The organism is Enterobacteriaceae endosymbiont of Plateumaris rustica, assembly GCF_012562965.1.
Lineage (GTDB): Bacteria > Pseudomonadota > Gammaproteobacteria > Enterobacterales > Enterobacteriaceae.
Genome location: NZ_CP046228.1, coordinates 206,981 through 226,879, shown reverse-complemented (window position 1 = coordinate 226,879; position 19,899 = coordinate 206,981). Strand labels below are relative to the sequence as shown.

Sequence of the window (19,899 nt, the reverse complement as noted above, 5' to 3'; positions counted from 1 at the left end):
TATAAATATTGTATAAAAATACTATTTAAAAATTTTTAAATATGAAAAATTTTATTTAAATATATTATTAATAAATTTATTTATAATTTATAATATTTAAAAAATATTATTAATTTTTATAAATATATAATATCATAAATAATTATTTAAAATTATAGAAAAAAATTTATATAATTATATAAATTTTTTAAATTAGATAAAAATCTAATATTTTATTATTCAATATTTTTCCAATTAATTATAAATATAAAATTAAATTAGGAATGAATAATGATAAAAAGTAAAAAGAAAACTAAAAATAAAATAGATATTAATAAATATAATAATTCAACTTTTCAAAATTCTAAATATAATCAAATAATGACAAACCGTCATATTCAAATGATTTCAATTGGTGGTACTATTGGTTCCGGTTTGTTTTTAGGAACAGGTTATAGATTACATCAGATGGGAATAGGATTAATTCTCATGTATTTAATATGTGGGTTATTTTGTTTTTTTATTATGAGAGCATTAGGAGAATTATTATTCTATAGACCTTCTAGTGGAAGTTTTGTTTCTTATTCTTCAGAATTTTTAGGTAATAAAGCAGCATATGTATGTGGTTGGATGTATTTTATTAATTGGATAATAACAGGTATTATTGACATAACAGCTATAACAATTTATGTTTCTTATTGGAAAAGATTTAATTTTATACCTCAATGTTCAATAGTTTTTATTATAGTAATAATTATCGGTATAATTAATCTTATAGGAGTTAAATGGTTTGCTGAAATAGAATTTTGGTTTTCTATGATAAAAGTTATAGCAATTATAACTTTTCTTATAATTGGTACAATAATTTTTTGTAACCAATATTATTCTTATAATAATGTAAATATACATAATGGATATAATTTTCTTTTTGAGGGAAATAATCAAATTTTTCCTAATGGTTTTTTTACATCAATATCTTTAATACAAGGTGTAATATTTTCTTTTGCTTCTATAGAGTTAATTGGTACAACTTCAGAAGAATGTAAAAATCCTAAAAAAGTATTACCTAAAGCTATTAATAGCATTATTTTTAGAATTATTTTTTTTTATGTAGGATCTATATTATTATTGATTCTTTTAATGCCATGGAATGAATATAAAATGTATGAAAGTCCTTTTATTACATATTTTAATAAAATAGGATTTAAATATATAGCTGGAATAATGAATATAGTTATTTTAAGTGCAACTTTTTCAAGTTTAAGTTCAGGATTGTATTCTACAAGTAGAATTTTAAGATCTTTAGCGATTATAGGATGTGCACCTAAAATAATGGCTAAAATGAATAGAAATAAAGTTCCTTATGTTGGTATAATTATAACTCTTATGTTTTATATGTTAGGAATATATTTAAATTATAAATTTCATTTTAAAATATTTGAAATTATGATTAATATTGCTTCTTTAGGAATTATTTCTGCATGGACTTTTATTATTCTTTGTCAAATGAAGTTAAGAAAAGCTATTAATCAGGGAAAAATTAAAGAAGTTAAGTTTAAAATGCCTGGATATCCTTTTACTTCTTGGTTAACTTTATGCTTTCTTTTAATTGTAACAATTTCAATGTTTTTTAAATATCCTAATTTTATATATTTGATAATTTCTATACTTATATTAATAATTGTATTATATATAGGATGGTTAAAAGTTAAAAAAAATGTAAAAAATTACAAAAAAATAAAAAAATAATATAGTTAATATAATTAAATATTACCTAATTAACATAGGTTAAATTTAATTAATTTTCCTATGTTAATTTAATAATTTAAATATATAGTTATTTTTAATAAATATTTTATATTTTATTTAAAATATTATTTTTTTATAAAAATAATATTTTAAATAAAAATTATAATAATTATAAATATTTTTTATTTATTATGAATATAATTTATTTAGAAAATTTTAAAAATATTATAACCATTTTTTTTTTTTAAAATAAAAATATGGAGCTAAACCAGCTAATATCATTAATATTAATGCATATGGATAGCCATATTTCCATTTTAATTCAGGAATAAAAGAAAAATTCATACCATAACTTGAAGCAACTAAAGTTGGTGGTAAAAAAATTACAGAAACTAATGAAAAAATTTTTATAATACGATTCTGTTCTATATTAATAAAACCCATAGCCGCTTGCATCAAAAAATTAACTTTTTGAAGTAAAGATTCATTATGTGGTAATAATGATTCAATATCTCTTTGAATTTCTCTTGCTTGTTCCATTTGATTATTAGGTAATCTTGTTTTTCTCATTAAAAAGTTTAAAGCTCTTTGTGTATCCATTAAACATAGTCTAACTTTCCACCCAATATCTTCTAATTCTGCTAAAGTTGAAAGTGCATTATCAAATTCATTATCTTGATGTCCTTTCATAATTATTCTACTTAAATGTTCTAAATCACTATATATATTTTCAATTTCATCTGCTAATTGTTCAATTTTTGTTTCAAATAAATCTAATAACAATTCATATGGATTACCATCAGCTAATTTTTGATTCCGAGTACGCATTCTATATAAACGAAAAGCAGGTAACTCTCTTTCTCTTAATGTATATAAACGTCCACTTTTAATTGTAAATGCTACTGTTGTAGTTCCTGCATGATCATCAATATCCTCATAAAAAAAAAATGAATGAATATGTAAACCTTCTTCATTTTCAAAAAATCTTGCAGATGCTTCTATATCTTCTAATTCAGGTTTAGTAGCTAAATTCTGTCCTAAAAAATAATAAATTTTTTTTCTTTCATTATCATTAGGTTTAATTAAATCTATCCATATAGAATCTGAAAAATTACTGTTATTTAATTCTAAATTTGTCAAACGATTTTTATATATTTTAAAAACATTTAACATATTATATTTACTCCCATAATAAGGGATATATTATAATTTAAAATTATAATAATATCATTTATTATATATTTTAATATAATTAGACATTATCCATTTAATACCTATATTCGTAAATGCTATTTTTATCTTTTTATTATTTTTTATTTGTTCAATTTTTAAAATAATTCCCTTACCAAAGGTACTATGATAAATTGTTTGTCCTAAATAGAAATCATTATTATTACAAATAATATTTGTAGAATCTTTTCTATAATCTAAATAACTAATTTTTTTAATACATTTATTAGGTAATTCTTTTATAAATCTAGATGGTAATGAATTAATTTCTTTTCCATAAAAAGAACGTTTTTTTGTATAAGTTAATATTAATTTTTTTTTAGCTCGTGTAATACCTACATATGCTAAACGTCTTTCTTCATAAAGATATTCGTTATTATTTAATGATAATTTATTAGGAAAAATTCCTTCTTCCATACCTATAATAAATACTTGAGAAAATTCTAATCCTTTAGAAGCATGAATAGTCATCATCTGTATAAAATTATTTTTTTTATCCTCTTGTTCTTTTTTTTTATTTTCATACTCTAATATAGTTTGTGATAAAAATTCTATTAAATTACTATTATTAGTATTAATAGAATTAAATTCTATAAATTGAGTTGAAGAATTAATTAATTCTTTTAAATTATTAATTTTAGTATTATCTTTTAAATATAAATTCCATAATCCTGAAAATTTTATAATTTTTTCAATTTTTATTGGTAATGTATAATTAATAGTATTTTCTTTTAAATATTTTATTAAAAAAATAAACTTTTTTATTGAATTATATATTATAGTATTTAATATATTTTTTTTTTCGTTAATAATAAATTTACTTGCTTTCCATAAAGTTAAATTAAATTTTTTAGCTATAGATTTTATAGTATTTATAGTAACAATTCCTATTCCTCTTTTAGGAATATTAATAATTCTTTCAAAAGAACTATCATCATTATGATTAGATATTAATTTTAAATATGATAAAGTATTTTTTATTTCTTGTCTTTCACAAAATCTTACGCCTCCAGTTATTTTATAAGGGATATTATTTCTTAACATGTTTTCTTCTATAATACGTGATTGTGAATTATTTCTATATAAAATTACACAATTATTTAATTGTATATTTTTTTTAATTAAATTATTTTTTATATAATTTATAATAAAATTAGCTTCGTCAAATTCATTTAATGCAAAATATATTGATATCAATTTACCATTATTAGTATTAGTCCATAATTTTTTTTCTAATCTAGTTAAATTATTATTTGATATTAATTTATTCGCAGCATTAAGAATATTATTTGTTGAACGATAATTTTGTTCTAATAAAATAGTTTCTACATTATGAAAATCTTTTAAAAAATGATTAATATTTTCTATTTTTGCACCTCGCCATCCATAGATGGATTGATCATCATCACCTACTATAGTAACTTTTGCTTTATAATTTTTTTTATATAATAAATATATACAACTATATTGAATACTATTAGTATCTTGAAATTCATCAATTAGAATATTTTGAAAACGTTTCTGATATATTTTTAATATATTTTTATTATGTAATAATAATTTATATAATTTAAATATTAATTCATTAAAATCTACAACACCGTTAAATTTACATAATTCTTGATATTTATCATATATTTGATAAATTGGTATATCGATTACCTTATTTTCATAATATTTTAAACAATTATTTTTAATTTTATCAATGCATTTTATAATATATTTAATTGAATATCTTTGCTCATTTATATTCAAATTCATTATATTAATAATACGTTTCACTAAACGTTTTTGATCATCATTATCTATTATTTGAAAATTTTTAGGTAAATTTGCTTCTAAATAATGAATTCTAAGTAAATAATGAGCAAAACTATGGAAAGTTCCTATCCAAATATCTTGTTGTTTTTTACCAATTAATTTTAAAACTCTGTTTTTTATCTCTTTAGCAGCTTTATTAGTAAAAGTTACAGCTAAAATAGATTTTGGACAACAATTTTCAATTGATATTAACCATGCTATTCTATGAACTAATACAAGTGTTTTACCACTTCCTGCTCCTGCTAATACTAATAAATTTTTACGAGTTGAAGATACTACTTGTCGTTGTTTATCATTTAAATTGTTTAATAATTTTATATTATGCATTTATTTTAAAATACCATACAATAAAAAATAAAAATTTTAAAATGTAATTTTAAATAATTAATTATATTATAAATTTATTTCACCATCATAAACATAGTGAGCATCACCTTTCATGAACATATTATTATTATTACCCTTCCATTTTATATTTAAATATCCTCCTAGTAAATTAACTTTGACTTTATTAGATAAAAAATATTTTTTTATACCTACAGCTACAGCAGCACAAGCTCCTGTACCACAGGCATTAGTTTCACCTACACCTCGTTCAAAAACACGTAATTTAATATTATGAGAATTAATTAATTCCATAAATCCTACATTAACTTTATTTGGAAATAATTTATGATTTTGAATAAAAGAACCTATCAAATTAATAGAAATATTAGATAAATTATTTACTTGAATAATACAATGAGGATTACCTAAAGAAACAATATCGAAAAAAATCTGTTCATTATTAAATAATAATGAATATTTATTTTTTGATTTTTTTCCTAAAAAAGGTATTGATTCAGGATCAAATAAGGGTACACCCATGTTAACACATATTTTATTATTTTCTAAAATTTTTAAATAAATAATATTAGTATTTGTACTAACACATATATTATTTTTTAAAGTTAATTTTTTAAATCTTACATATTTTGCAAAACATCTTGCTCCATTACCACATTGATTTACTTCATTACCATCTGCATTAAATATACGATAATGAAAATCAATATTTTTATTTTTAGATGATTCTATCATTAATAATTGATCAAATCCTATACTTGTATACCTATTTGATAATTTTTTAATAATATTTTTTTCTAAATGATAATATTGTTTTATATTATTTATAACAACAAAATCATTGCTTAACGTATGCATTTTAGTAAATTCTATTTTCATAATGTATTATAAATTTTATTTGTATATTTTAAATGAAATTGTTTGAAAATATTTTTAATATAATTAATGATTAGATCATAATTTTATATTTTTTATAGTAGATACAGTATAATCATAATTTCCTGTTATAATGATATCTGCACGTCTATTAGTAAATAAACCTACTGTTACTACTCCTGCAATAGAATTTATATATTTTTCTAATTTTACTGGTTCAGTAATTTCTAAATTATATATATCTAATATTATATTTCCATGTTCTGTAATAATTCCTTTTCTATATTTTAATAAACCCCCTAATTTAGATAATTCTTTAGTAACATATGATTTAGCCATAGGTATAATTTCAATAGGTAAAGGATGTGTTTTACCTAAAATATTTACATGTTTAGATTGGTCTACAATACATATAAATTTATCAGCAATACTAGAAATAATTTTTTCATTAGTTAATGCAGCTCCACCTCCTTTTATCATTTCCATATTATTATTTATTTCATCAGCACTATCAAAATATATATTAATAATATCTACTTCATTACTATTATATATATTAAAATTATATTTTTTTAATTCATTTGTTGATGTAATAGAAGTAGAAACAAAACCATTAATTTTTTTTTTAAAATTAGATAACATATTTATAAAATATTTTATTGTTGTACCTGTGCCAATACCAACAATATCATTATTATTTATATATTTTAAAGCAGCTTGAGAAGCAATTTTTTTAAATTTTTCTAACATATATATTTATTAATAACAAATACAAGAGTATAATTATATATTATACAATATAATTTTGTAAAAATTTTTAAATTTTATTTTATTAAAATTTTATATGTGTGTAATTTTATGTTATTCTTAATTATAAGTTATTAATTTTTAGCTATTATTTTATATATAACAAATATATAAAATAACTATTTGAATTTTATTATGAGATAATAGAATGAAAAAATTAAAATTAATCGTATATTTTTTATTTTGTATTATCATATCAACACAAACATCATTTAAAATTGATGCAAAATCATTACCACCTCAATTATTTAATCAAAAATTACCTAGTTTATCTAAAATGTTAGATAAGGTAATGCCTGCTGTTGTAAGCATAACAGTAGATGGTAGTGTTATAACTCATGATTTTAATTTACCTCAAGACTTACAACAATTTATGGGAGAACATTCACAATTTTGTAGTGAAGAATCTCCATTAAGAGATACTCCTTTATGTCCAGGAAATCGTGATTCTACTATAGAATCAAATTTTCATTCAATAGCATCTGGAGTTATAATAGATGCTAAAAATGGATATATCATTACTAATAATCATGTTATAGAAAATGCTAAAAAAATTGAAGTTGAATTAATGGATGGTAGTTATTATGAAGCTAGTATTATAGGTAAAGATTCTTTATTAGATATAGCATTAATTAAAATAAAAAATGCTAAAAATCTTGTAAGTTTAAAATTAGCTGACTCTGAAAAATTAAAAGTTGGAGATTATACTGTTGCTATAGGTAATCCTTTTGGATTAGGTAATACTGTAACAACTGGTGTTATATCAGCTTTAGGACGTAGTGGAATTAATACAAACCATTTTGAAAATTATATTCAAACAGATGCTGCTATGAATAGTGGTAATTCTGGTGGTGCTTTAATAAATTTAAATGGTGAATTAATTGGTATTAATACTGCTATTTTATCTCCTGATGGAGGTAATGTAGGAGTCGGTTTTTCTATACCTAGCAATACAATTATGAATTTAACTCATCAATTAATTAAATTTGGTAGAATAAGACATGTTTCATTTGGTATTATAGGTGTAGGTGTTAATAAACAATTAGCTAAAATAATGAAAGCTCCTAAATATGTAACAGGAGGAACATTTGTTAGTAGTGTTTTAAAAGACAGTTCTGCATATAATGGTGGAATTAAAGCAGGTGATATAATAATTGCAATGAATAATAAAACATTTAATAGTTTTTATTCATTAAGATCATTAATAAGTGCATTACCTGTTGGTACTAAAATAAAAATTACTGTTATCCGTAATAGTAAAGTAAAACATTTAATTATTACATTACAAGAAGACCCAGATAGTGTAATATATTTTTCAATGTTTTCTTCTGGAATAGAAGGTGCTAATTTAAAAAATTTTGTTATTAATAAAGGAAAAAATAAGAATCAAAAATTAAGATGTGTTCAAGTTACAAATATAGCTGATGATTCTTTTGCTGATAGTATTGGTTTAGAACCAGAAGATATTATTTTAGATATTAATAAAATTGCAGTTCATTCTGTAAAAGATATAAAAAATATTACTAAAACAAAACCATTAATTATTGTTATACATATTTTAAGAGATAATACTAATATATACTTATTAACAACAAATTCTGAAATTCTTGATGAATAATATTATTTTTAATTAAATATATTATTATAATAAGTGTAATTATTTATTAATATAAATAATGTTTGGCCCTTTAGCTCAGTGGTTAGAGCAAGCGACTCATAATCGTTAGGTCGTTGGTTCAAATCCAACAAGGGCCATATTTAATATTAGTTTTATTTTTTCTTATCATTTTTCTTTCATATTATCAAAATTTTTTTATTTTATTTTTTTAAAGGAAAATAATTTATTATGTTTGAAATTAATTTAATAAAAAATAATTTATATAAAATAAAAGAAAAAAATAATTTTATTAGGAGTTTACTTTGATTATTCTAAATTAAAAAAAAAATTATTTATTATAAATAATCAATTTAAAAATTCAAATGTTTGGAATGATATTAATTATGGGAGAAAATTAAGTAAAGAAAAATTTTATATAGAAAATATATTATCTAATTTAGATAAAATTAATCAAGAAATATTAGATATTGATGAATTAATTGAATTAGCTATGGATAATAACGATAATGATATATTAATTGAATCAATTCAAATATTGCATAATTTAAAAAATAAAATAACTAAATTAGAATTTCAAAAATTTTTTATAAAAAAAAATGATAACAAAAATTGTTTTATTGATATACAAGCAGGATCAGGAGGAATAGAATCACAAGATTGGGCACATATGATTATGAAAATGTATTTAAAATGGGCAGAAAATAAAAAATTTAAAACATATATAATTCAAAAATCTCCTGGAGAAAAAGTAGGTATAAAATCAGCAACTATAAAAATAATAGGAAATTATGCTTTTGGTTGGTTAAGAACAGAAAATGGTATTCATCGTTTAGTAAGAAAAAGTCCTTTTAATACATATGGAAGACGTCATACTTCTTTTAGTTCAACATATATATATCCTGAGATTAATCATAATTCAAATATAATAATAAATTTGGATGATTTACGAATTGATGTATATAGATCTTCTGGTGCAGGTGGTCAACATGTTAATCGTACAGAATCAGCCGTAAGAATTACTCATATACCTACAGGTATAGTAACTCAATGCCAAAATAATAGATCACAGCATAAAAATAAATATCAAGCTATGAAACAAATAGAAAAAAAATTATATGAATTAGACTTAAAAAATAAAAATATAGAAAAAAAAAGAATAGAAAATAGTAAGTTAAATATAAGTTGGGGATATCAAATAAGATCTTATGTATTAGATAATGCAAGAATTAAAGATATGCGTACAGGAGTAGAAACTAATAATATTCAATCTGTTTTAAATGGTAATATAGACATATTTATTAAAGCTAGTTTAAAAATAGGATTATAAAATATAGGAAAATATTTATTATGTCTCAAAACAAAAATATATATATTAAAACAATTAATAATGAAAGAAAATCACGTATAGAAAAATTAATAAAATTACGAAAAAATAATGATGCATTTCCTAATAATTTTAAAATTAATATTACATCTGATATTTTATATAAAAAATATAATAATATTGATTCTATTTTAGATAAAAATTTAATATTTCATATTGCCGGACGTATTATTAATTTTCGTAATATGGGTAAAGCATCTTTTATTAAAATTAAAGATGGAAAAGGATATATTCAAATATATTTATCCATTGATAGTTTATCTGTAAAACAATATAAAAAAATTATAAATCAATTTGATCTTGGAGATATAATAGGTATTACTGGTAATATTTTTAAAACTAAAACTGGAGTTTTATCAATATATTCTAATAAATGTTATTTATTAACAAAATCAATTAGATCATTACCTAATAAATTTCATGGATTAAATGATCAAGAAATTAAATATAGAAAGAGATATTTAGATCTTATTGTAAATGACAAATCGAAAAAAATTTTTGAAATAAGATCAAAAATAATATTTATTATACGTAATTTTATGAATAAAATGGATTTTATTGAAGTAGAAACTCCAATGATGCAAATAATTCCTGGTGGTGCTACAGCTAAACCATTTATAACATATCATAATACTTTTAATCGTAACATGTATTTACGTATAGCACCAGAATTATATTTAAAAAGATTAATTATAGGAGGATTTAATAAAATATTTGAAATTAATAGAAATTTTCGTAATGAAGGTATTTCTACACAACATAATCCCGAATTTACAATGATGGAATTATATATTGCATATGCTGATTATACTGATTTAATGATTTTTTTTGAAAAAATATTATTACATATAAGTAAAAAAATATTAAATTCTAATAAATTATTTTTTCATAATAATGAATTTGATTTTAGTAAACCATTTAGTAAATTAACTATGAAAGAATCTATAACTTATTATTATCCTCAAATTGACTATAATGATTTAAATAATTTTAATAAATTAATAGATATTAGTCATATGTTAAAAGTTAAAATTAATTATAATTGGAGTATAGGAAAAATAATTTCTTCTATTTTTGAAGAAAAAATAATAAATAAATTAATTTTACCTACTTTTATTACAGAATATCCTACAGAAGTATCACCATTAGCACGTAGAAATAAATTAGATACATCAATAACAGATAGATTTGAATTTTTTATTTGTGGAATGGAAATAGCCAACGGTTTTTCTGAATTAAATGATCCTGAAGATCAAAAAATAAGATTTGAACAACAAATGATTTTTAAAAATGAAGATAATAATACTCAACATTATTTTTATGATAAAGATTATGTAGAGGCATTAGAATACGGATTACCACCTACTGCAGGATTAGGAATCGGAATAGATAGATTAATAATGTTATTTACAAATTCTTCTTCTATTAAAGATGTAATTTTATTTCCTACTTTAAGACCTATTAAAGAAAACTCATAATCTTTTCAGCTTTTTTAACGATAGATATAAAATTTTCTGCTGTTAAAGAAGCTTTACCTATTAAAAAACCGTTTATATCTTTTTGTTTAATAAAAATATCCATATTATTTTTATTAATTGATCCACCATATTGAATAATAAGATTTTTAGATATTTTTAAATTTTTTTGACTAATATATTTTCTAATAAATTTATGAATATTTTGAACTTCTATTGGATTAGCTGATTTTCCTGAACCGATAGCCCAAATAGGTTCATAAGCTATCACAGTATTATCAAATGCTTCTATTCCTTGAGTTTTTAAAATTATATCTATTTGTTCAGCACAAATATCTTTAGTTTGATTCATATTTTTTTGTAATTCTGTTTCTCCTATACATAAAATTGGTATTAAACCATTAGATTTAATTATATTAAATTTTTTAGATATATATTCATTAGTTTCTTTATGAAATATTCTCCTTTCTGAATGTCCAATAATAACATATTTTATACCTATATCTTTTAACATTTTTATTGATATCTCACCTGTAAAAGATCCATAAAGATTAATATCTACATTTTGTGCTGTTAAATTCATCTGAATATTATTCAAACAAATATTAGATAAATATAAATAAGTATAAGCAGGAGCAATAGATATTTCACAAAAATTTAATTTTGTTTTTTCTAAAAAATTTTTAATTTTATTTATATAATTTTTTACAAATAAAACATTACCGTTAAGTTTCCAATTGCCAATAATTAAAAATGGTTTCATGTTAAAATTCTTTTTTATTAATTATAATATTAATATTACCAATATTTTTCAATAGTAATATTTCCCTTTTTATTTTTTAAGTTTTTAGATAAATCATATTTTTCTTGTAATAATTTTTGTGTTTCATAAATCATGTTAGGATTACCACATAACATTATATGTGTATTATTCTTATTAATTAAAATACCTATTTTTTTTTCTATAGAACCATTATTAATTAATTTTGGAATATGTCCTTGTAAATAATTTTGTTTTTTTTCTCTACTAGTAATGATTTGAACGATCAGCTTTTTTTTTAATTTATTTTTAAATTTATTTATTAAATTTATATAACTTAAATCTGATATATATCTTAAAGCATGTATTAAAATAATTTTTTTAAATTTTTCTAAATTACTTCCATTTTGTAATATTGATAAATATGGTCCAATACCTGTTCCAGTAGATATCATCCATAAATTTTCACAATTTTGAATATTATTAATAGTAAAAGAACCTAAAGCATTTTTAGAAATCATAATTTCATCATTAATATTTAATTTATGTAAATAAGGTGTTAAATTACCTTTTTCTTTTATATTTTTTATATAAAATTCATGATTAACATTTTTAGGACAATTTATATAAGAGTATGCTCTACGTATACGTTTACCATTTATAATTAATGATAATTTTGTAAATTGTCCTGGAATAAAAAAGTTTACTTTTGCATTTAAAATAATAGTAAATAAATTTTTTGTCCAATAATGTATTTTTTTTACTTTTCCTATAACCCAATCATTCATATTTAAAACCTTAAATATTATTAAAAATTTCTTAAATAATATATTTTAAATTTATTATAAAAAATAGTTAAATAACTTATTATATTCTTATATAGTTAAATAATATTTAATGACGAAAATAACGTATATTAGTAAATACTATACCATAGATAAGTTATATTGATTCACAGCATAAATAACTTCTTTATCTATTATAGATCCTTCAGGTTGAATAATACATTTTATACCTAAATTTGAGATAAAATCAATACTATCTCAGAAGGGAAAAAATACATCAGAAATTATTGATGATCTTTTTAAAATAAATTTTCTCTCTTTTGCTTTTATAGTAGCTAATTTTATAGAATCAATTATTTGTCCTGCTCCTATTCCTAAAGTCATATTATCTTTACAATAAATAATGGCCTTAGATTTAACAAATTTTATTATTTTCCATCCAAAAATAATATCATCTATTTCACTTTTTTTGGTATTCTTTTACTAACAATATTAATATTACTTTTATTAATAAAATTTAAATTATTATTTTGTATAATTAATCCATTATTAACATATTTCATTTCAAATAATATTTGATAATTAAAATTGTATAATAGTATACGTATATTATTTTTTTTAGCAATTATAATTTTAGCTTCATTAGTAATTGATGAGATGACTATTAATTCTATAAAATTATTTTTTATAATAATATTAACAGTTTCTAAATTTAATTTTTTATTAAAAACTATTATACTACTAAAATATGAAATTGAATCATCAGTATTATATGCATTAATATATGCTTTTTTAATTGAATAATTACTTGATAAACTACATGGATTAGCATATTTAATAATAACACAAGATGGTTTCGAAAATTCTTGAACACATTCTAAAGTAACATTAGTATAAATACTATTATTATACGAAAGTTCTTTTCCTTGTATTTGTTTAAAATTATTATTATTTATAATTTTACTATCTTTAGTATAATATAGAGCACTTTTTTGATGATAATTTTCACAATATTTTAAATTTTGTTTTTTAAATAAATTTAAAGTTATTTTATCAGGAAAGATATTATCTTTTTTACTATTTTTTAAATATATTAATTTTTCATATTTTATATTAAAATATTCTGATATTTTCTAAAATATAATAAAAAGCTTTTTGTGCTAATTTTATTTTTGTATTCAATAATATATTATTATTACATTTTAATTTATTAATTACTAATAAATAATTTTTATTATCAATTAAAATTGTAATATTTTTATAATTTTTACAGAATCTTTAATAATACAAGTTACTACATTAATATTATTAAAAAAATATTATTATTTTTTAAAAAGGATAAAAATTAATTACTACTATATCAATAAGTTTAATATTATTAATATTTATAAAATTAATATTATTAATATCTCTATTGCTTAATATTTCTCTATATAATACAGAATGTAATATTTTTATTTTTTCATTTATCAATTTAGAAAAATTAAGATATTTTAATATTTTAATTATATTATTTAATCCTTTAGATTTTAAAAATAAATAAGTTTCTTTTGTAGATATTAAAATAATTATATTTTATTAATATTTGAACTAATAAAAAAATATTAGATTTATTAAAAATATTAATTAATACATATTTATTATTTTTTTTGTTATAATTTTATTATTTTTAATAATATTTGAATAATTATAATTATTAATGATTATATCTATTAGATAATTTGTCAAATAAAATTATTTCTAATATAATTATTTATATCTTTTTTATATTGAATCATAATTATTAATAATATATTATTATATAACTTCCATATAAAAAATTATTTAATAATTATTTTAATAAATTTTAAGGGGTGTAGTTCAATTTGGTAGAGCATCGGTCTCCAAAACCGGTAGTTGTGGGTTCAAATCCCTCCACCCCTGAATATTTATTCATAAAAAAATTTTTTATTAAATTATATAATTAGTTTACAATTAATTTATTTAAAAATATTAAAAAAATTTAATTTTATCAAAAAATAAACTCCCAATATTTAATCTAGGGATTTTTGTATAAATATTAATTAAAAAATTAATATTGAATTATACATATATTTTTTTATAAATATAAGAGGTAACAATAAGTATGAATGGAGCAGAATGTATAATTCAAGCATTAAAAAAACAAAATGTAAAAATAGTATTTGGACATCCAGGTGGAGCTATTATGCCTTTGTATGATGCATTATATAATGGAGAAATTGAACATATATTGTGTCGACATGAACAGGCTGCAGCTATTGCTGCTATAGGATATTCAAGATCTACGGGAAATATAGGAGTATGTATAGCAACATCAGGACCTGGAGCAACTAATTTAATTACAGGTATTGCAGATGCTATGGTAGATTCTGTACCCATTATAGCTATAACAGGTCAAGTTCCTTCTACATTAATTGGAACAGATGCGTTTCAAGAAATTGATATTATAGGTATGTCTTTATCATGTACTAAACATAGTTTTTTAATAAATTCAATAGAATCATTAAATGATATTTTTGATAAAGCTTTTTCAATAGCTTTATCAAATAGACCAGGACCTGTTTTAATAGATATACCAAAAGATATACAATTATCTAATTTTATTCCCAAAAATTTAAATAATCAACTTAAAAAAAATATTCCAGAAAAAAAAGTAAATATTACAAAGAAAAATATAAATAAAATTAATAATTTTTTAAAAAAATCTAATATGCCTATATTGTATATAGGTGGTGGTGTTGGCATGAGTAATGCTATTTTTACATTAAAAAATTTTATTAATAAAACACAAATACCCGTAGTAGTTACATTAAAAGGTTTAGGATCTGTAGATAATACATATTCTTATTATCTTGGTATGTTAGGAATGCATGGTAATAAAGCTGCAAACTATGCTGTACAAAAATGTGATTTATTAATAGCTATAGGTGCAAGATTTGATGATCGTGTTACAGGAAATCCAAAAAATTTTGCTTCTAATGCATATATTATACATTTAGATATAGATTTATCTGAAATTAATAAAATATGTAAAACAGATTTTTATTTATTAGGTAATTTAAATTATATACTTCCATATTTACAAAAACCTAATAATATTTTTAAATGGCAAAATTATATAAAAAAAATAAAAAAAAAATATTCTTGGAATTATAAAATTAATTATTTTAATAAAAATAAAATTTATGCTCCTATTCTTTTAAAAAAATTATCAGATCTTAAAGATTCTAATACAATTATTACTACAGATGTAGGACAACATCAAATGTGGACTGCACAACATGTTAATTTTTCATCTCCAAAAAATTTCATTACATCAAGTGGTTTAGGAACTATGGGATTTGGTTTACCTGCAGCTATTGGAGCACAAATAGGTAGACCTAACGACCCTGTAATATGTATTACAGGAGATGGATCATTTATGATGAATATTCAAGAATTAGGTACAATTAAAAGAAAAAAACTTCCTATAAAAATTATATTATTAGATAATAAAAGATTAGGAATGGTAAAACAATGGCAACAATTATTTTTTTCTAAAAGATATAGTGAAACTATATTATGGGATAATCCTGATTTTTTACAATTAGCTAGTGCTTTTGGTATATCTGGAGAAAGTATAAATTATTCTAGTCAAATAGATTTAAGTTTAAAAAATATGTTTAATAAAAAAGAACCATATTTATTACATGTTTCTATAAATGCATCTGATAATGTTTGGCCATTGGTTCCTCCAGGTAAAAGTAATGTAAATATGATAGAAGAAATTATATGAATCAATATAAAATATATATTAACACATATATAAGTCCTGAAATTATCGAACGTATTTTACGTATTATTCGTCATAGAGGATTTAGAATTTGTTATATGAAAGTTAATTCAATTTTAAAAATAGAAAATATAATTTTTGAAATAATTGTAGAAAGTAAAAGACCTATAGATTTTCTTGTAAAACAATTATCTAAATTAATAGATGTAATTGATATTAAAATATTTTAATTAATATCATATAATATTACTGCTAATTTGAGTAAATAAGGAAATATTATAATGAAAACAAAAAAAGCAGATTTTATTTGGTTTAATGGAGATATAGTTAAATGGGAAAATGCAAAAATTAGTGTAATGGCACATGCATTACACTATGGAACTTCCGTATTTGAAGGAATGAGATGTTATAAATCTTTTAAAGGTCCAGCTATCTTTCGTCATAAAGATCATATTGAACGTTTATGTAATTCTGCAAAAATTTATCGTTTTCCATTAAAATTTACAATAAAAGATCTGATGAATGCAGTACATATTATACTTCAATATAATAAGTTAGAAGAAGCTTATATAAGAATTTTAGTATTTATAGGAGATGTTGGTTTAGGAGTTAATCCTCCTGAAAATTATTATACTGATGTAATAATTAGTTCTTTTTCATGGGGAAATTACCTTGGTAACAAAGCTATGATTAATGGTATTGATACTATGATATCATCATGGAATAAAATAAGACCAAATACTATTCCCAGTATGGCAAAAGCTGGAGGTAATTATTTGTCCTCTTTTCTTATTGGTAATGAAGCAAGAAGAAATGGATATCATGAAGGAATATCGTTAGATAGTTTAGGATTTGTATCAGAAGGTGCAGGAGAAAATATATTTAAAGTAAAAAATAATATTTTATTTACACCTCCACTTAATTCTTCAGTATTACCAGGTATTACTAGAGATTCAGTTTTAAAAATAGCTAAAAGGATTGGAATTAAAACTAAGGAAACTTTAATATTAAGAGAATCTTTATATTTAGCTGATGAAATATTTATGACAGGAACTGCTGCTGAAATTACTCCAGTAAGAAGTATAGATGGTATAACAATTGGTTATGGAAAAAGAGGTAAAATTACAAAAATAATTCAACAAGAATTTTTTAATTTATTTGATGGAATAATAGAAGATAAATGGAATTGGCTAGATTATATATGTTAATAATTAATTTTTATAAAATAAGGAAAAAAATAATGCCTAATTATCGTTCATCTATTACTACAAAAGGTCGTAATATGGCAGGAGCCCGTGCTCTTTGGAGAGCAACTGGAATGGATGATTCTGATTTTAGAAAACCAATCATAGCAATAGTTAATTCATTTTCACAATTTGTTCCAGGTCATATTCATTTAAAAAAATTAAGTAAAATTATTTCAAAAGAAATAAAAAATATGGGAGGAGTACCAAAAGAGTTTAATACAATAGCAATTGATGATGGTATTGCTATGGGTCACGATGGAATGTTATATTCTCTTCCTTCTAGAGAATTAATTGCAGATTCAATAGAATATGTTATTAATGCTCATTGTGTAGATTCTATGATTTGTATTTCTAATTGCGATAAAATTACTCCTGGTATGTTAATGGCTAGTTTACGTTTAAATATACCTACTGTAATGATTTCTGGTGGACCTATGGAAGCTGGTAAGATAAATATTTCATCAAAGAAAATAAGAATTGATCTAGTTGACGCAATGATAAGTTCAGCTGATTTAAATAAATCAGATAAATATGTCAATAAAATTGAAAATAATGCATGTCCTACGTGTGGTTCTTGTTCTGGAATGTTTACTGCAAATTCAATGAATTGTTTAGTAGAAGTTTTAGGATTAGCATTACCTGGTAATGGATCTTTATTATCTACACATGTATATCGTAAAAAATTATGTATACAATCAGCTAAAACTATAGTAGATATTACAAAAAAATATTATCATGATAACGATAACAGTGTTTTACCCAGAAGTATTGCTAATAAAAAAGCTTTTGAAAATGCTATAATGATTGATATTGCAATGGGTGGATCTACTAATACAATTTTACATGTACTAGCTTTAGTACAAGAAGCAAATATAAAATTAAATTTATTTCATATAGATAATTTATCAAGAAAAGTTCCATGGTTATGTATGGTATCTCCTAGTACTAAAAAATTTTATATTGAAGATTTTCATAGAGCTGGAGGTGTAATTTCTTTGTTAGGTGAATTATATCGCATAGGATTAATACATTCTAATATAAAAAATATATTAGGTTTAACAGTAAAAGAAATGATTAATAAATATGATATTATTACTAATAAAGATGACAAAATTAAAAAATTTTTTTTAGCTGCACCAGGAAATATTAAAACTACAAAACCTTTTTCACAAAATAATATATGGTCTTATTTAGATAATGATAGAAAAAATGGATGTATCAGATCATATAAATATGCTTTTAGTAAAGATGGTGGATTAGCAGTTTTATATGGTAATATAGCTAAAAATGGATGTGTAGTTAAAACTGCAAGCGTAAATAAAAAATTAATGATATTTAAAGGTCCAGCTAAAATATACGATAGTCAAGAATCTGCAATAAATGCAATTTTAAATAATAATATTGTTCCAGGAGATGTAGTTGTTATTCGTTATGAAGGACCAAAAGGTGGTCCTGGTATGCAAGAAATGTTATATCCAACATCTTATTTAAAATCAATGAAATTAGATCAAAGTTGTGCTTTAATTACAGATGGAAGATTTTCTGGAGGTACTTCTGGATTATCAATTGGACATATTTCACCAGAGGCTGCAAATAAAGGTTATATTGCTTTAATAAGAAATGGAGATATTATTGAAATTAACATACCTAATAGATTTATCAATCTTCTTATTTCACAAAAAAAAATAAATTTGAGAATTAAAGAAGAAGAAAAACGAGGTAAATTAGCTTATACTCCTAATTATATTCGTAAAAGAAAAATATCTTTCGCATTAAAAATTTACTCTGCATTGGTGACAAGTGCTGATAAAGGAGCAATAAGAGATAAAAAAAAATTAAAATATTTTAAATAATTAATTTATACTAGTGATATAAAAATTTTTTACTATAATCACTATTTAATATAAATTATATTTATTTTTTTTAAATTTTTTTTTAATTTTTATAAAATACTTAAATAATATTTTTTTATAAAATTTAATTTAAAAATATTAAGTATTTTATAAAAATATCTTTGTTATATAAAATAT

At 20.7% G+C, this 19,899-nt stretch carries 15 protein-coding genes, 2 tRNA genes and 2 pseudogenes; 10 read left to right on the top strand and 9 right to left on the bottom strand.

Annotated elements, in window-relative coordinates:
• Positions 1 to 273: 273 nt before the first annotated feature.
• On the top strand, positions 274 to 1,728 hold the full coding sequence (locus GJT82_RS01075; RefSeq protein WP_168820034.1) for an amino acid permease: 1,455 nt from the start codon (positions 274 to 276) through the stop codon (positions 1,726 to 1,728).
• A gap of 225 nt (positions 1,729 to 1,953) precedes the next feature.
• On the opposite strand, the gene corA is transcribed toward GJT82_RS01075, so the two are convergent.
• The 4 genes from corA to rpiA all read right to left on the bottom strand — a co-directional run bounded on the left by corA (position 1,954) and on the right by rpiA (position 6,750).
• Positions 1,954 to 2,901 (bottom strand): magnesium/cobalt transporter CorA, encoded by a 948-nt coding sequence (corA, locus tag GJT82_RS01070; protein WP_168819398.1) that lies wholly within the window; start codon positions 2,899 to 2,901, stop codon positions 1,954 to 1,956.
• A 54-nt stretch (positions 2,902 to 2,955) separates the two neighbouring features.
• Complete coding sequence (locus GJT82_RS01065; protein WP_168819396.1) at positions 2,956 to 5,106, bottom strand: UvrD-helicase domain-containing protein; 2,151 nt, start codon at positions 5,104 to 5,106, stop codon at positions 2,956 to 2,958.
• Positions 5,107 to 5,172: 66 nt separating this feature from the next.
• Positions 5,173 to 5,997, bottom strand: coding sequence for a diaminopimelate epimerase (gene dapF / locus GJT82_RS01060; RefSeq protein ID WP_168820032.1), 825 nt, complete (start codon positions 5,995 to 5,997; stop codon positions 5,173 to 5,175).
• Between the two features lie 81 nt (positions 5,998 to 6,078).
• Entirely contained in the window at positions 6,079 to 6,750 is a 672-nt protein-coding gene (gene rpiA, locus GJT82_RS01055; protein WP_168819394.1) for a ribose-5-phosphate isomerase RpiA, read from the bottom strand.
• 205 nt (positions 6,751 to 6,955) lie between these two features.
• On the opposite strand from rpiA, the gene GJT82_RS01050 reads away from it, so the two are divergent.
• The 4 genes from GJT82_RS01050 to lysS all read left to right on the top strand — a co-directional run bounded on the left by GJT82_RS01050 (position 6,956) and on the right by lysS (position 11,287).
• Positions 6,956 to 8,425, top strand: a complete 1,470-nt coding sequence (locus tag GJT82_RS01050; RefSeq protein WP_168819392.1) for a Do family serine endopeptidase — start codon at positions 6,956 to 6,958, stop codon at positions 8,423 to 8,425.
• A 64-nt stretch (positions 8,426 to 8,489) separates the two neighbouring features.
• Positions 8,490 to 8,562: transfer RNA gene (locus tag GJT82_RS01045), tRNA-Ile, on the top strand.
• A 91-nt stretch (positions 8,563 to 8,653) separates the two neighbouring features.
• A protein-coding gene (gene prfB, locus GJT82_RS01040) for a peptide chain release factor 2 (RefSeq protein WP_246225649.1) occupies positions 8,654 to 9,752 on the top strand; the annotation gives its coding sequence in 2 pieces (ribosomal slippage) (positions 8,654 to 8,722 and positions 8,724 to 9,752; 1,098 coding nt in all).
• 20 nt (positions 9,753 to 9,772) lie between these two features.
• Complete coding sequence (gene lysS, locus GJT82_RS01035; RefSeq protein WP_168819389.1) at positions 9,773 to 11,287, top strand: lysine--tRNA ligase; 1,515 nt, start codon at positions 9,773 to 9,775, stop codon at positions 11,285 to 11,287.
• On the opposite strand, the gene tpiA is transcribed toward lysS, so the two are convergent.
• From tpiA to GJT82_RS02505, 5 genes and pseudogenes are all read right to left on the bottom strand, one after another.
• Positions 11,271 to 12,047: a triose-phosphate isomerase gene (gene tpiA, locus GJT82_RS01030; RefSeq protein WP_168819387.1), complete on the bottom strand. Its 777-nt coding sequence runs from the start codon at positions 12,045 to 12,047 to the stop codon at positions 11,271 to 11,273. The two genes, lysS and tpiA, sit on opposite strands and share 17 nt — an antisense overlap.
• Before the next feature lie 35 nt (positions 12,048 to 12,082).
• Complete coding sequence (locus GJT82_RS01025; RefSeq protein ID WP_168819385.1) at positions 12,083 to 12,832, bottom strand: FAD-binding oxidoreductase; 750 nt, start codon at positions 12,830 to 12,832, stop codon at positions 12,083 to 12,085.
• A 255-nt stretch (positions 12,833 to 13,087) separates the two neighbouring features.
• Positions 13,088 to 13,213: a hypothetical protein gene (locus tag GJT82_RS02475; protein WP_281348979.1), complete on the bottom strand. Its 126-nt coding sequence runs from the start codon at positions 13,211 to 13,213 to the stop codon at positions 13,088 to 13,090.
• A 3-nt stretch (positions 13,214 to 13,216) separates the two neighbouring features.
• A pseudogene (gene purH / locus GJT82_RS02510) lies at positions 13,217 to 13,878 on the bottom strand (bifunctional phosphoribosylaminoimidazolecarboxamide formyltransferase/IMP cyclohydrolase); the annotation flags it as partial.
• A gap of 64 nt (positions 13,879 to 13,942) precedes the next feature.
• Positions 13,943 to 14,089: pseudogene (locus GJT82_RS02505) on the bottom strand (hypothetical protein); the annotation flags it as partial.
• Positions 14,090 to 14,678: 589 nt separating this feature from the next.
• On the opposite strand from GJT82_RS02505, the gene GJT82_RS01005 reads away from it, so the two are divergent.
• The 5 genes from GJT82_RS01005 to ilvD all read left to right on the top strand — a co-directional run bounded on the left by GJT82_RS01005 (position 14,679) and on the right by ilvD (position 19,722).
• Positions 14,679 to 14,752: transfer RNA gene (locus GJT82_RS01005), tRNA-Trp, on the top strand.
• A 202-nt stretch (positions 14,753 to 14,954) separates the two neighbouring features.
• Positions 14,955 to 16,625: an acetolactate synthase 2 catalytic subunit gene (gene ilvG / locus GJT82_RS01000; protein WP_168819383.1), complete on the top strand. Its 1,671-nt coding sequence runs from the start codon at positions 14,955 to 14,957 to the stop codon at positions 16,623 to 16,625.
• On the top strand, positions 16,622 to 16,852 hold the full coding sequence (gene ilvM / locus GJT82_RS00995; protein WP_168819381.1) for an acetolactate synthase 2 small subunit: 231 nt from the start codon (positions 16,622 to 16,624) through the stop codon (positions 16,850 to 16,852). The genes ilvG and ilvM overlap by 4 nt, the downstream gene beginning before the upstream one ends.
• A gap of 51 nt (positions 16,853 to 16,903) precedes the next feature.
• A complete protein-coding gene (locus GJT82_RS00990) occupies positions 16,904 to 17,830 on the top strand; it encodes a branched-chain amino acid transaminase (RefSeq protein WP_168819379.1) in 927 nt (308 codons plus the stop codon).
• 32 nt (positions 17,831 to 17,862) lie between these two features.
• Complete coding sequence (gene ilvD / locus GJT82_RS00985; protein ID WP_168819377.1) at positions 17,863 to 19,722, top strand: dihydroxy-acid dehydratase; 1,860 nt, start codon at positions 17,863 to 17,865, stop codon at positions 19,720 to 19,722.
• Positions 19,723 to 19,899: the final 177 nt, after the last annotated feature.

Coding starts and splice junctions, on each gene's coding strand:
- GJT82_RS00990 (WP_168819379.1), top strand. CDS start 16,904: ATGAAAACAAAAAAAGCAGATTTTATTTGGTTTAATGGAGATATAGTT.
- tpiA (WP_168819387.1), bottom strand. CDS start 12,047: ATGAAACCATTTTTAATTATTGGCAATTGGAAACTTAACGGTAATGTT.
- GJT82_RS01050 (WP_168819392.1), top strand. CDS start 6,956: ATGAAAAAATTAAAATTAATCGTATATTTTTTATTTTGTATTATCATA.
- ilvD (WP_168819377.1), top strand. CDS start 17,863: ATGCCTAATTATCGTTCATCTATTACTACAAAAGGTCGTAATATGGCA.
- corA (WP_168819398.1), bottom strand. CDS start 2,901: ATGTTAAATGTTTTTAAAATATATAAAAATCGTTTGACAAATTTAGAA.
- lysS (WP_168819389.1), top strand. CDS start 9,773: ATGTCTCAAAACAAAAATATATATATTAAAACAATTAATAATGAAAGA.
- ilvM (WP_168819381.1), top strand. CDS start 16,622: ATGAATCAATATAAAATATATATTAACACATATATAAGTCCTGAAATT.
- GJT82_RS01025 (WP_168819385.1), bottom strand. CDS start 12,832: ATGAATGATTGGGTTATAGGAAAAGTAAAAAAAATACATTATTGGACA.
- GJT82_RS02475 (WP_281348979.1), bottom strand. CDS start 13,213: ATGACTTTAGGAATAGGAGCAGGACAAATAATTGATTCTATAAAATTA.
- ilvG (WP_168819383.1), top strand. CDS start 14,955: ATGAATGGAGCAGAATGTATAATTCAAGCATTAAAAAAACAAAATGTA.
- GJT82_RS01065 (WP_168819396.1), bottom strand. CDS start 5,106: ATGCATAATATAAAATTATTAAACAATTTAAATGATAAACAACGACAA.
- rpiA (WP_168819394.1), bottom strand. CDS start 6,750: ATGTTAGAAAAATTTAAAAAAATTGCTTCTCAAGCTGCTTTAAAATAT.